Origin of the sequence: Kocuria varians (assembly GCF_006539885.1) — a bacterium.
In the GTDB taxonomy this organism is placed as follows: Bacteria; Actinomycetota; Actinomycetes; order Actinomycetales; family Micrococcaceae; genus Kocuria; species Kocuria varians.
In genome coordinates this window covers 68,093-81,032 of the sequence record NZ_BJNW01000012.1, presented here as the reverse complement: position 1 = coordinate 81,032, position 12,940 = coordinate 68,093, and the positions used below count along the sequence as shown (strand labels likewise).

The following is a 12,940-nucleotide window of genomic DNA, read 5'->3' as shown; positions in this document are numbered from 1 at the left end:
TTACTTCTCGCCCGTCTCGGCCTTGATCTCGTCCCAGCGACGCATGACGTCGTCCAGGCCGCCGACGTTGTAGAACGCCTGCTCCGGAACGTTGTCCAGCTCGCCGTCGCAGATCTTGCCGAAGGCCTCGATGGTCTCCTCGAGGGGAACCGTGGAGCCCTCCACACCGGTGAACTGCTTGGCCGTGTAGGTGTTCTGCGAGAGGAACTGCTCGATGCGACGTGCGCGGGACACGACGACCTTCTGCTCCTCGGAGAGCTCCTCGACGCCGAGGATCGCGATGATGTCCTGCAGCTCCTTGTTCTCCTGCAGGATCGACTTCACGCGGGTCGCGACGTCGTAGTGCGTCTGGCCCACGTACTGCGGGTCCAGGATGCGCGACGTCGAGGACAGCGGGTCGATCGCGGGGTACAGACCACGCGACGCGATCTCACGGGAGAGCTCGGTGGTGGCGTCCAGGTGAGCGAACGTGGTGGCCGGGGCCGGGTCCGTGTAGTCGTCCGCGGGCACGTAGATGGCCTGCATGGACGTGATGGAGTGGCCACGGGTGGAGGTGATGCGCTCCTGGAGCACACCCATCTCGTCCGCGAGGGTGGGCTGGTAACCCACGGCCGAGGGAATGCGACCCAGCAGGGTCGAGACCTCGGAGCCGGCCTGGGTGAACCGGAAGATGTTGTCGATGAACAGCAGCACGTCCTGGTACTGGACATCGCGGAAGTACTCCGCCATGGTCAGACCGGTCAGGGCCACGCGCAGACGCGTTCCGGGCGGCTCGTCCATCTGGCCGAACACAAGGGCGGTGTCCTTAAGGACGCCCGCCTCCTCCATCTCGACCCAGAGGTCGTTGCCCTCACGGGTGCGCTCGCCCACACCGGCGAACACCGAGGTGCCGCCGAAGTTGCGGGCCACACGGGTGATCATCTCCTGGATGAGCACCGTCTTGCCCACGCCGGCGCCGCCGAAGAGGCCGATCTTGCCGCCCTTGATGTAGGGGGTCAGGAGATCGATGGACTTGATGCCCGTCTCCATCATCTCGGTGCTGCCCTCGAGCTCCGCGAAGGACGGCGCCTTGCGGTGGATGGGCCAGCGCTCCTGGACGTCCAGCTCGGAGGTCGGCAGGTCCAGGGCGTCGCCCAGCACGTTGAAGATGTGGCCCTTGACCACGTCGCCCACGGGCACGGAGATCGGAGCACCCGTGTCCTGCACCGGGGTGCCGCGCACGAGGCCGTCCGTCTGCTGCAGGGAGATCGCGCGCACCACATTGGAGCCGAGGTGCTGGGCGGTCTCGAAGGTGATGCGCCGCGGCGTGCCGTTGAACACGTAATCCGCGGTCAGCGCGTTGTAGAGGTCCGGAACCTGGTTCTCGAGGAACTCGACGTCGACCACGGGGCCGATCACACGAGCGATGCGGCCGGTGCCGCCCGCGTTGACCGGCTGCGTCGCCTGGTCGTTGATAGTGGCAGTCATCTCTCTCACTTCGTTTCGGCTGGCAATGGGGTGGACGCGGGCTTACAGGGCCTCTGCGCCGCTGACGATCTCGGTCAACTCGGTGGTGATCTCGGCCTGACGGGCGTTGTTCATCAAGCGCGTGTACTTCTTGATGAGCTCCGTGGCGTTGTCCCCGGCCGCCTTCATGGCGCGCTGTCGGGAGGCCAGTTCGCTCGACGCCGCGTGGCACAGGGCCGAGTAGACACGCGCCTTCACGTACCGGGGCAGGATCTGGTTGAAGACCTCTTCGGGGTTCGGCTCGAACTCGAAGTTGTTGTGGTGGTCCTCCAGGGCGTCGTAGCGCTGTGCGACGTCGTCCCCCAGGTCGTTCGCGTCCACGACCTCCAGCGGCAGCAGGCGCAGCACCCGCGGCTCCTGGTTCACCATGGAGTTGAACTGCGTGTACACCAGCAGGACCTCGTCCACGCCGGCGTCCTCGTAGGACGCGTTGATGTCGCTCATCAGACGGTCCGTGAGCTCCTCGGCGCGCTCGGTGCTCGCGTTGTCCGTGTGACCCGTCCAGAAGTCGTCGTAGTCACGGTGCCGGAAGTCGAAGTACGCCTTGGCCTTGCGGCCCACGAGGTAGACCCGGACCTCCTTGCCCTGCGAACGCAACAGCTCGAGCAACTGCTCCGTGCGCTTGAGCACGTTCGAGGAGTACGACCCTGCCAGACCGCGGTCCGACGTGAAGACCACGACGGCCGAGCGCCGGACGTCGTCCGCAACGGTGGTCAGCGGGTGGGAGATGTTGTGCTGCGTGGCGATCTGGGAAACCGCGCGGGTCAGCGCGTTGGCGTACGGGTACGCACCTTCGAGGCTCTGCCGGGACTTGCTGATGCGCGAGGTCGCGATCATCTCCATCGCCTTGAAGATCTTCTTCATCGACGAGGTGGACGCGATCTTCTGTCGGTAGACCCGAATCTGCGCTCCCATGAAATTTCCTTTCGGCACCGCGGTGGTGCGCCGGCGAACGGCGCACCACCGGAACGGCTACTTCTTGACGATCGTTTCCTGGTTCACAGCGCTCGCGCCGAGGCTCTCGTGCTCCTCCACGCCCGGCTCGATGCCGTGCTTCGAGCCGTGGAAGTCGCGCTTGACCTCGGCCACCGCCGTCTTCAGGGCCTCGATCGCGTCGCCCTCGAGCTTGCCGGTGGAGTTGATCGAGTCCATCACGTTGGTGGTGCGACGGACCTGGTCCAGCAGCGCGCGCTCGAACTCCGCGACGTTGGCGACCTCGACGTCGTCGAGCTGACCGGTGGTGCCGGCCCAGATCGACACGACCTGGTCCGCCACGGGGTACGGCGTGTACTGGGGCTGCTTCAGCAGCTCCATCAGCCGCTCACCGCGGGTCAGCTGCTGGCGCGAGGCGGCGTCCAGGTCCGAGGCGAACATGGCGAACGCCTGCATGGAGCGGTAGGACGCGAGGTCCAGCTTCAGCGTGCCGGAGACCTTCTTCATGGCCTTCACCTGCGCGGCACCGCCCACGCGGGACACCGAGATGCCCACGTCGACGGCGGGACGCTGGTTGGCGTTGAACAGGTCCGACTGCAGGAAGATCTGACCGTCGGTGATGGAGATGACGTTGGTCGGGATGAACGCCGAGACGTCGTTCGCCTTCGTCTCGATGATCGGCAGGCCGGTCATCGAGCCCGCGCCCAGCTCGTCCGAGAGCTTGGCGCAGCGCTCGAGCAGGCGGGAGTGCAGGTAGAACACGTCACCGGGGTACGCCTCGCGTCCCGGCGGACGGCGCAGCAACAGGGACACGGCACGGTAGGCCTCCGCCTGCTTGGAGAGGTCGTCGAAGACGATCAGCACGTGCTTGCCGCCGTACATCCAGTGCTGGCCGATGGCCGAGCCGGCGTAGGGGGCGAGGTACTTCAGACCGGCCGACTCCGAGGCGGGGGCCGCCACGATGGTCGTGTAGTCCAGGGCACCGTTGTCCTCGAGGGTCTGGCGCACGGCCGCGATGGTCGAGGCCTTCTGACCGATGGCCACGTAGATGCAGCGGACCTGCTTGTCGACGTCGCCGGACTCCCAGTTGGAGCGCTGGTTCAGGATGGCGTCCACCGCGATCGCGGTCTTGCCGGTCTGACGGTCGCCGATGATCAGCTGACGCTGGCCGCGACCGATCGGGATCATGGCGTCGATGGCCTTGATGCCGGTCTGCAGCGGCTCGTGCACGGACTTGCGCATGGTCACGCCGGGCGCCTGGAGCTCGAGCTCGCGGCGGCCGTCCGTGGCGATGGGGCCGAGGTCGTCGAGGGGCTCGCCCAGCGGGTCCACCACGCGACCGAGGTAGCCCTCGCCCACGGGGACGGAGAGCACCTCACCGGTGCGGTGGACCTCCTGGCCCTCCTCGATGCCCTGGAAGTCACCGAGGACCACGACGCCGATGTCGCGGGTGTCGAGGTTCAGGGCCAGGCCCAGCACCCCGTTCTCGAACTTGAGCAACTCGTTCGCCATGACGGAGGGCAGACCCTCCACATGTGCGATGCCGTCCGCTGCGGACGACACGCGTCCTACTTCTACACGTTCCACGTTGCCGGGGTCGTAGGACGCCACGAAATCGTTCAGCGCCCTACGGACCTCATCGGCATTGATGGTCACATCGGCCATCTGCTGTCCCTGCTCTCTACGTCGTGTGATCATCGCGTGAGCAATGACCAAGCTTCTTCTTGTCGCGATGCGTTGCCCCATCGCCGTGCAACCGCCCGGGCGGCCCGTGGAGGCAACGCGACGAGATGCCGGCATCGACCGACTCCCCGCGATCCTCGCTCCACGTGAGGATCAGGCTCCGATCCGCTGCTGCAGCTGGTCCAGCCGGTGCGTGACGGAGCCGTCGATGATCTCCTCACCGACCCGGACGCGCAACCCACCCACGAGGGCGGGGTTGGTCTCCGTGGTCAGCTTCAGGTCCCGTCCGTACAACCGGTTCAGTCCGTCCCGCAGCTTGGCCACCTGGTCCTCACGCAACGGCCTGGCCGTCTGCACGCGGGCGATCCCGCGCTGCTGCCGGTCCGCGACCCACTGGGCGAACTGCTCGAGCAGACGCCCGGGCAGTGCACCGCGCGGTTCGCTGACCGCCCGCTCCACGAGCAGACGTGCCTCCTCCGACTGCGCCGTCATGAGACGACGGGCCAGGGTGACCTTGGCCTGCGCGCTCGCGCGGGGGTCGGAGAACGCCCACTGCACGTCCGCGGAGCGGTCGAGCATGGACTTGAACCCGAGGAGTTCGTCCACGAGCGATTCGAGGGCCTCGACGCCGCCGCGGTTCTCGGCCGCGGCCGCTGCGAGCAGCACCGCGGTCCGTTCGATCCTGTCCCCCAGCTGGCGCTCGGTGGCGCTGCGCTGGGAGGCGAGGTTCGCGACGATGTCCACGGCGACCTCGTGGGCCTTGCCGTCGAGGAGCGTGTGCACGAGGCGGGCCCGGTCCTCGGCAGACCGCGAGGGATCCGTCAGGGCGCGGCGCAGGGTGCCGTTGCCGTCCACGATGTCGAGGATCTCGAACAGCTGGGAGCTGATCTCGGCACTCGCGCCGTGCGCCCAGCGGTCCACGTCCACGGTGAGCGGGCGGTAGGGTTCGTTCGATGCTTCTGCCATTACCGTGCAGCTCCTGTACGGCCCTGCTCGGCATCAAGATCGGCCAGGAAGCGATCAACCACGCGGTTGGCGCGGTCGTCGTCCTTCAAGGACTCCCCGACGATCTTGGAGGCGAGCTGCGTTGCCAGAGTGCCGACCTCGACGCGCAGGGACACCACGGCGGCCGCACGCTCGGCCTCGATGGCCTTGTGGGCGTTCTCGGTGATCCGAGCGGATTCGAGGTTGGCGCGATCCTTGAAGTCCGCCAGGATCTTCTCGCCCTCTGAGCGAGCTTCCTCACGGATCTTCTGGGCCTCGAGCCGGGCACTTTCGAGCTGCTGGTTGTACTCGTCGCGAGCAGCCTTGGCCTCGGCCAGGGCGGCCTTGGCCTTGGCAAGTCCACCCTCGATGGCGTCCGCGCGGTCCTTGAAGACCTTCTCGAACGCCGGGACGATGTACTTGGCCGCGATGAAGAGCAGAATCACGAACCCGATGCCGGTGATCAGCATTTCCCAGCTGTCGGGGAAAAGAGGACTCTTGGCCTCTTCAGCTGCCAACACCATTGCGTTCATGAGCGCGATTCCTGTTCTCTAGTTAGGGCTTGTCCGATGGGCGTTGCCCTACTTGATGAACGCCAGGACCAGACCGAGGATGGCCAGGGCCTCGACCACGGCGAAGCCCATGAACAGCATGGGCTGCAGGACTCGCTGGGACTCGGGCTGGCGGGCCACGGACTGCATGTACGCAGCGAAGATGAGACCCACACCGATGCCACCGCCGATGGCAGCGAGACCATAGCCAATGACGCTAAGCGAACCTTCCATTGTGGATATTTCCTTTCTGGGTGCCCGCGGGCGCGGGCCGTGGTGCCGTTACGGGAATCGTAAGCGAGCGATGGTCAGAGTTGAGCGGCCCGGAGGTCGCGCTCCTTCGTGGGGCTAGTGCCCCTCCTGCAGTGCGCCCTGGACGTACACGGCGAACAGCAGGGTGAAGATGTATGCCTGGAGGACCTGGATGAGGACCTCGAGGAAGTAGATGAAGAGCCCCAGGATGATGCCGAAGATCGATCCGCCGATACCGAGGACGCCGCCCACCTGGGTGGCGAGGAACGCGGTCAGCGCTGCGGCGACCATGATGGCCATGTGGCCGGCGAACATCGTGGCGAACACACGCAGCGCGTGGGTCACGGGGCGGATGATCAGGTTCGAGAGGAACTCGAGCGGGATGAGGATCACGTAGAGGATCTTCGGCACGTTCGGGGGCATGGTCATCTTGACCATGAACTGCCCGAAGCCGTGACGCTTGATGCCCACGAACACCCACACGACGTACGCGATGGCGGCCACCACGTAGGCGGAGCCCGGGTGCGCGAAGGTGGGCAGCTGCAGCACCAGGATGGAGCCGAAGAGGTTGTTCACCAGGATGAAGAAGAAGAAGGTGAACAGCAGCGGGACGTAGGGGCGGAAGTCCTTCTCGCCGATGATGTCGCGGCCCAGGTGGTTGCGGACAAACCCGTAGCCCATCTCCCCGAGGAACTGGCCCTTGGAGGGCACCATGGCGCGGCGGCGGATCACGAACAGGAAGAAGCCGGCGATGATGACCACCGACAGCAGGATCAGCAGAGACTGCTTACCGAAGGCGAAGGACCCCACTTCGAAGAACGGGGGAAGATGAGCATCTTCCGTGGACGGGGCCACGAATTCGGCCGGAATCCTCAGGGCGGGGTTCAATACGGGTCCTTTCTGCGGTATCCAGACCGGTCACGCTCTGGGCTGGTGGCCCAGTTCAGTCGACATCCTTGTCTCCGACGGGGTCTCCATGCGGGTGATCACCGTGGTTCAGTGCGTCCCTCATGTGGAGGGAGCCGAGGTACACCCCGGCGGACGCGCCGAACACGGCTCCCGCGATCACAATCCACCGTGTTCCCAGCAGGTGATCCAGGAACCAGCCTACCAAACTCCAAAACACCGCACCGACCACGACATACAGCAGCACGGCGAGACCACCTCCGAGACCCCCGCGCTCCACGAGCTCCCCCGCGGTGTAGAGGGTGTCCTGGCGGGCGGACTTCTTGTAGCGCTCGGAGAGGTTGCGCAGGTCTCGGGGTCCCCGTGGCTCCTCCTGGCCGGGTGCGGGAGTCATGGGCTGGTCCTTCCGGAGGTCTGTGACGGCGCGACGGCGACCGTCGCGTTCTCGTTCGAGGTGCTGGCGTCCGGGGCGGCGTCGTCCTGGACGGGGCGCCCGAGTGCGGCCCGCGCCGAAACGCGCCGGGCGATCACGGCGAACGCCACCATCGCGGCCACGAGTGTGACCACCGCGGCCGCGACGAATGCCGGGGGGACGAGCCACGGCGGTGCCCCCGGGACGAGCAGCAGCCAGCCGAAGACCATCACCTTCACGAGGTAGAGCGCGGCGAGTGCGGGCGCGGTCGCCGCCGGAGCAGCTCGGTAGAGCAGGGCCGACACGAGCGCCGTCGCACCGGTGCTCACCGCCACGAGGCCCGCGCCGAAGCCGCCGGAGCGCAGGGGGGCGGCGGCGTCGACACCGTAGGAGGCGGCCACGAGCAGCGTGCCGACGACCACCCCGCCCATGGAGGCGAGGACGACGCCGCGACCGTAGCCGTCGCCCGTGACCGGTCCGGGCGTGGACTGCTCCCCCGGTTCTTCGGCGGACGCCGGCGCCGGGGCGGCGGGGCGAGTGCCGCTCACGGCCGCGGCTCCGCACCGCGCGCACGCAGCCGCCTCAGCACCGCGGGCGAGGCGAGGTAGGCGACGATGACGAGAACCACGGCCAGGCCGGCGATCGCCGAGCCCGTGCCCGAGGCCCAGAGGCCGTAGAGCGAGATCAGGCTCACGAGCACCGTGGCCGTGGTGACCACGAGCGCGGACTGGACGTGCGAGAGGCCCGCGTCCGTGAGTCGCTGGTAGGCGTGCTGGCGGTGCGGCTTGTACCAGACCTCGCCGCGGCGGATGCGCAGCACCAGGGTCACGGCGGTGTCCGCGAGATAGATCATCAGCGGCGGCAGCAGGTACTCCACGTACACGCCGGAGAGGAAGGCCCCGATGGCGATCGCGGCAATGGACCCGCCCAGCACGTAGGAGCCCACGTCCCCCAGGAAGACCGTGCCGCGCCCCAGGTTCCAGGGCAGGAAGCCCAGGAACGCGCCCGCGAGCGCAAGCCCCGCGCACACCATCCACGGCATGCCGTTCGTGGCCCCCGCCCATGCGTAGAGCAGTCCTACGGCGCCGCCGTGCAGCCCCGAGATGCCGTTGATGCCGTCCATGAAGTTGGCGATGTTGATGTAGGCGACCGTGGCCACGACCCCCACCGGCCACCACCAGGCGGGAACGCCGAGCGCGAAGATCATGGCGCCCGTGCCGAGCGCGCCGATAGCCGCCTGAGCGCCGAGGCGCATGCTGATGGAGACGCCACGGTAGTCCTCGGCCCAGCCGAGCGCGGCACTCGCCACGATCATGGCGAGCACCACCAGCGCGATCGAGCGGTCGACGGGGATCAGCCCCACGCACAGGGCCAGCGCGCAGGTCACGGCCAGGGAGATCGCGACGGCCAACCCCATGCCGCGCAGCACCGGCATGGAGTGCGACGAGCGGTCCGAGGGGATGTCGATGATCCCCCATCGCGTGAGCCACGGCTTCACCACGAACGGGAGCACGAGCGAGAGCGCGAAGGAGAGTCCCAGTGCGAGCGGTGCGGGGTGCAGCAAGAACTCCAGGGCCTCCGCGTCCGTCACGGTGGCGGGATCGGCCATGGCCAGGGGCATCGGTGCCTGACCGGCGGCGGTCACGAGACCGGGGGCCAGGGGTGCGAGGGCGCTCATGAACGGTCCCGTCCGGCGTGGAGGTCGTGGGAGGAGTCGGTGCTGTCGGAAGCGTCTCTGCCGTGCGACGGGTCTCCGTGGCGGGCTGCGTCCGTGTGGTGGGCCGTGTCCGTGTCGTGGGGCGCCTCGGTGCCGTGGGGCGTGGCCGCCGCGGCCCGGGGCACGGAGAAGTTCGTGATCTTGGGCTGCGTGCTCACGACCACCTGCGGGATGGAGCCCGTGAACATCATGCCGCCGCGGACCTTCCACACGTGGCGGTCCAGGTTCGCCGGGTCCAGCCGCTCGGCCTTCGCGTGGGAGATCTTGGGGTGGAACGGGCGCTCGTCCCTCTCCCCCGTGCCGATCAGGTCCTCGTGCAGCTTCTCGCCGTGGCGCAGCCCCGTGATCTCGATGGCGATGTCCTCCCGCCCGGACATCGCGCGCAGCCGCTGGGCGATGTCCAGGATCCGCACGGGCTCCCCCATGTCCAGGATGAGCACCTCGCCGCCGCGGGCGATCGCCCCGGCCTGGATCACGAGCTGGCACGCCTCCGGGATGGTCATGAAGTAGCGCGTGGCATCCGCGTGGGTCACCGTGATGGGGCCGCCCTGGCGGATCTGCTCCGCGAACAGCGGGAGCATGGACCCGCGGGAGCCGAAGACGTTGCCGAAGCGCACGGACGCGTAGCGCTTGCCGGTGCGCTCGCCCATCCACGCGGTGAGCTTCTCCGCGACGCGCTTGGAGTGCCCGAGCACCGTGGTGGGGTTGGCGGCCTTGTCCGTGGACACGTTGACGAACACGTCCACGTCCACGGAGGCCGCGGCGTCCAGGACGTGCAGGGAGCCCATGACGTTCGTCTTCCAGGCCTCGTCCGGGTACTGCTCCAGGAGGGAGACGTGCTTCAGGGCCGCCGCGTGGAAGACCACCTCCGGGCGGCGCTCCTGGAAGACCTTGTCCAGGGCGTCGGCGTCGCGGATGTCACACAGCACGGTGTCGTTGCCGTCCAGCAGGCCCCGGCCGGTGATGGAGATCTGAGTGGTCTGCAGACCGGTCTCGTCACGGTCCACCATGATCAGCTCCGCGGGCTCGAAGCCCACGAGCTGACGGCACAGCTCCGAGCCGATGGACCCGCCCGCACCGGTGACGAGCACGCGCTTGCCCGTGACGTACCCGGCGATGGCGTCCACGTGGATGTCCACGGGTCGCCGACCGATCAGGTCCTCCATGGCGATGTCGCGCAGGTCCACGCTCTGGTTGCCGCCGGTGAGCATCTCGGTCAGCGGGGGCACCGTCATCACGCGGGTCCCCGTGCCCTCCACGGCGTCCGAGACACGCTGCATGGTGCGCGGGTCCGCGTCCGCCAGCGCCACGATGAGCACCCCGGCGCGCGTGTGCTCCAGGACGGAGGCGGCGTCGTGCAGGGTGCCCATGACCGGCACCGAGGAGATCCGCAGGTGCTTCTTGGCGGGGTCGTCGTCCAGCAGGGCCACGGGCAGGAAGCCGGAGGCCGGGTCCTGCATCATGCGGTGCACCAGGAACGTGCCGAGCGCACCGGCACCGAAGATCACCACGTGCTGCGCCTCGTGCCCCGGCTTGGCCGTGGACTCCTGGTACATGCGCTTGAGGTAGCGGAACGCCGCCATGAGCAGGCACGCGAACGGGAACGCGATGAAGCCGAGCGAGCGCGGCACCCACAGCGTCACGCCGAAGACCAGCAGCACACCTTCGAGCAGTGCCGTCACGATGACCGTGACGACCACGAGCAGCTTGGCCTCCTCGAAGCTGCCGAACGAGTAGCGGCCCTTGTAGAGCGCGAAGGAGAAGCCCACGAGCAACTGCAGCACCACCGCCACGACGCACGTGGCCACGACCCCGCCCACCGAGACGAGGTCGATGTTGAGCTCGAAGCGCAGCAGCACCGCAACCCACAGCGCCACGATCCACGCCACGGAGTCCAGGATCATCTGGATCCACAGCCACGCGACGGGTTTCTCGCCTCTGGGGGTGGGGCTCGGGGAGTTGGGCATGGGGCCGTTGTCCTTTCGGGCGCGCGGGTCAGTCGTGGCGACGGCCCACCATGAGTCGGTAGGCGGCTTCACGCACCCGGACGGGCACGAACCGGTAGCCACCGCGCACCATGACGTTCGTGGCCCATTGTAGGAACCCCACGTGGCCCAGCGCCCGCAACCTGGCCTGCAGCGCGAGTTCTGCGCGCAGCACGCGGTAGCCGCCACGGCGTTCGTAGGAGCCCGCGGACACGCGGTAGCCCACGAGGGGCTCCGCGACGTTGCGCACGTCCGCGCCGGCGTGCAGCATGCGTGCCCACAGCCAGTAGTCCTCGGCCATGGGGGCGTCCTCGTAGCCGCCCACGCGCTCCACGGCGCTGCGGCGCAGCACGACGGTGGGGTGCGAGATCGGGTTGCGACGCCGGCTGACTGCCGCGATGCGCTCCGCACCCACGGGGGCGGTGCGCAGGGCAACGGGCCGGGTCTCGTCGTCCCCGATCTCGTGCATCGCGGAGCCGACGAGGTCCGCGCCGCCCTCGACCAGCGGGAGCTGGCGCTCGAAACGCTCGGGGTAGGCGACGTCGTCCGCGTCCGCGCGCGCCACGACGTCGTACGCGCACAGCGGCAGGGCCGTGCGCAGGGCGTGCGCGAGCCCCCGGTTCTGCGGGATCCGCACCAGGCGAACCGGAACCGGTGACTCCCGGGCGATCCGCTCCAGCTCGGCGTCCAGCTCCGGGGCCACGGGGCCGTCCTGCACGACCACCAGCTCGGCGGGCGGGCGGGTCTGCTCCACGGTGTTCGACTCGACGGCGCGGCGCACCCGCTCGGGCGTGTCCCCCGCGTAGACGGGCAGCAGGACCGAGAATCGGGCGGGCAGCTCGGAGGCCGTCAGCGGTTCAGCGAGGGCCACCGAAACCACGCCCGCGAATGCCGTTGCCGTAGAGCCGCGCCCAGGTGCGCAACCCCTTCAGGTCCCTGTTCTTGAGGTAGTGCGCGGGGTACCCGATGACGTCCGCTCCCAGCTGGACCACGCGCTTGTAGCGCCAGGACACGTAGCCGCGGTTGCGGAAGAAGTGCTTCTGCTTGAACTCCCCCGGGGGGATCAGCACCTGCAGCTTGCCGGGGATCACCACGTGCTCCTCCTCCCACCCGGGCGGGTGGGACACGGCCGTGGTGGTCACGGTGCCGAACGGCAGACCGCTCTTGCGCAGCCGCACGAGGAAGTCCACCTCGTCCCCGCGCAGGAAGAGCTTGAGGTCCGGCAGACCCACCCGGAAGAAGACCGACTCGTCCATGAGAGCGCCGTTGAAGAAGTTGGCGTACGAGTCGAGGAAGCCGAGCGGGACGAGGTCCTCGCGCCGGTGCGTGATGCCGCCCTCAAGGCGGTACGGGAAGGAGAGCAGCTCGTGGTCCTGCGGCGCCACGATCAGCGGGGAGACCACGGCGAGACCCCGTTCACGGGCGGCCGTGCGCAGCACCCGCAGGCAGTCCGGGTCCTCGGGGTGGGCGTCGTCGTCCATGAGCCAGACCTGCTCCGCGCCGCTCGCCAGGGCCGTGAGGATCGCCAGCGAGAAGCCGCCGGCGCCACCCAGGTTGGCTACCGAGCGGCGGTAGTGGAGGCTGAAGGTGCCGTCGATGCGCTCCAGCAGCTCGGCCTCGTCGAGCGCGGTGCGCCCGGCGTCCACGAGGCACAGGCTCGCCACGGGGTCGGTCTGGGAGCGCAGCCCGTCGATGAGGGCCGCCACGTCACGCGGCCGGTCCTGGGTCACGCACGCGACACTCACGATCGCGTCCGGCCGTGCCGCGGCCCTCGAGTCGGTGTCCGTCATGACGCCCCCGGGTGTTGTCGTGTGAAAGGTGGAGAAGCAGGGTCGCGGAGTCCGAACACCCTGGTGGGACAGGGATTCGTCACGGCTCAGCCGCGACGTCCCGGAGTCTACCAACCGCCACCTTGGCATCCGCTCGACGCCGCCGGGACGGATTCCGCATGGCGCGCACCGCGCCGCCGAGGGGCCCGGCGCTACCGTACGATGGGACAACCATCACGGGA

At 68.5% G+C, this 12,940-nt stretch carries 13 protein-coding genes; all 13 read right to left on the bottom strand.

Annotated features, from left to right (window positions below; translation table 11 throughout):
- The 13 genes from atpD to KVA01_RS07775 all read right to left on the bottom strand — a co-directional run bounded on the left by atpD (window position 1) and on the right by KVA01_RS07775 (window position 12,719).
- A complete protein-coding gene (atpD, locus tag KVA01_RS07835) occupies window positions 1-1,467 on the bottom strand; it encodes a F0F1 ATP synthase subunit beta (RefSeq protein WP_141269620.1) in 1,467 nt (488 codons plus the stop codon).
- Between the two features lie 42 nt (window positions 1,468-1,509).
- Complete coding sequence (locus tag KVA01_RS07830) at window positions 1,510-2,421, bottom strand: F0F1 ATP synthase subunit gamma (RefSeq protein WP_141269618.1); 912 nt, start codon at window positions 2,419-2,421, stop codon at window positions 1,510-1,512.
- Between the two features lie 57 nt (window positions 2,422-2,478).
- Complete coding sequence (gene atpA / locus KVA01_RS07825; protein ID WP_141269616.1) at window positions 2,479-4,104, bottom strand: F0F1 ATP synthase subunit alpha; 1,626 nt, start codon at window positions 4,102-4,104, stop codon at window positions 2,479-2,481.
- A gap of 171 nt (window positions 4,105-4,275) precedes the next feature.
- Complete coding sequence (gene atpH, locus KVA01_RS07820) at window positions 4,276-5,088, bottom strand: ATP synthase F1 subunit delta (RefSeq protein WP_068469430.1); 813 nt, start codon at window positions 5,086-5,088, stop codon at window positions 4,276-4,278.
- On the bottom strand, window positions 5,088-5,639 hold the full coding sequence (locus tag KVA01_RS07815) for a F0F1 ATP synthase subunit B (protein ID WP_068469428.1): 552 nt from the start codon (window positions 5,637-5,639) through the stop codon (window positions 5,088-5,090). The genes atpH and KVA01_RS07815 overlap by 1 nt, the downstream gene beginning before the upstream one ends.
- 48 nt (window positions 5,640-5,687) lie before the next feature.
- Window positions 5,688-5,891: an ATP synthase F0 subunit C gene (atpE, locus tag KVA01_RS07810; RefSeq protein ID WP_012398047.1), complete on the bottom strand. Its 204-nt coding sequence runs from the start codon at window positions 5,889-5,891 to the stop codon at window positions 5,688-5,690.
- A 114-nt stretch (window positions 5,892-6,005) separates the two neighbouring features.
- Window positions 6,006-6,797 (bottom strand): F0F1 ATP synthase subunit A, encoded by a 792-nt coding sequence (gene atpB, locus KVA01_RS07805; RefSeq protein WP_068469427.1) that lies wholly within the window; start codon window positions 6,795-6,797, stop codon window positions 6,006-6,008.
- 55 nt (window positions 6,798-6,852) lie between these two features.
- On the bottom strand, window positions 6,853-7,209 hold the full coding sequence (locus KVA01_RS07800; protein WP_231860643.1) for an AtpZ/AtpI family protein: 357 nt from the start codon (window positions 7,207-7,209) through the stop codon (window positions 6,853-6,855).
- A complete protein-coding gene (locus tag KVA01_RS07795; protein ID WP_068469425.1) occupies window positions 7,206-7,775 on the bottom strand; it encodes a hypothetical protein in 570 nt (189 codons plus the stop codon). The genes KVA01_RS07800 and KVA01_RS07795 overlap by 4 nt, the downstream gene beginning before the upstream one ends.
- A complete protein-coding gene (locus KVA01_RS07790) occupies window positions 7,772-8,905 on the bottom strand; it encodes an MraY family glycosyltransferase (protein WP_233438806.1) in 1,134 nt (377 codons plus the stop codon). The genes KVA01_RS07795 and KVA01_RS07790 overlap by 4 nt, the downstream gene beginning before the upstream one ends.
- The gene (locus tag KVA01_RS07785) at window positions 8,902-10,911 is read right to left on the bottom strand and encodes a polysaccharide biosynthesis protein (RefSeq protein WP_231860641.1); all 2,010 of its coding nucleotides are present in this window, start codon (window positions 10,909-10,911) and stop codon (window positions 8,902-8,904) included. The genes KVA01_RS07790 and KVA01_RS07785 overlap by 4 nt, the downstream gene beginning before the upstream one ends.
- 28 nt (window positions 10,912-10,939) lie before the next feature.
- Window positions 10,940-11,800: a glycosyltransferase gene (locus tag KVA01_RS07780; RefSeq protein WP_141269614.1), complete on the bottom strand. Its 861-nt coding sequence runs from the start codon at window positions 11,798-11,800 to the stop codon at window positions 10,940-10,942.
- Window positions 11,787-12,719, bottom strand: coding sequence for a glycosyltransferase (locus KVA01_RS07775; RefSeq protein WP_141269612.1), 933 nt, complete (start codon window positions 12,717-12,719; stop codon window positions 11,787-11,789). The genes KVA01_RS07780 and KVA01_RS07775 overlap by 14 nt, the downstream gene beginning before the upstream one ends.
- Window positions 12,720-12,940: the final 221 nt, after the last annotated feature.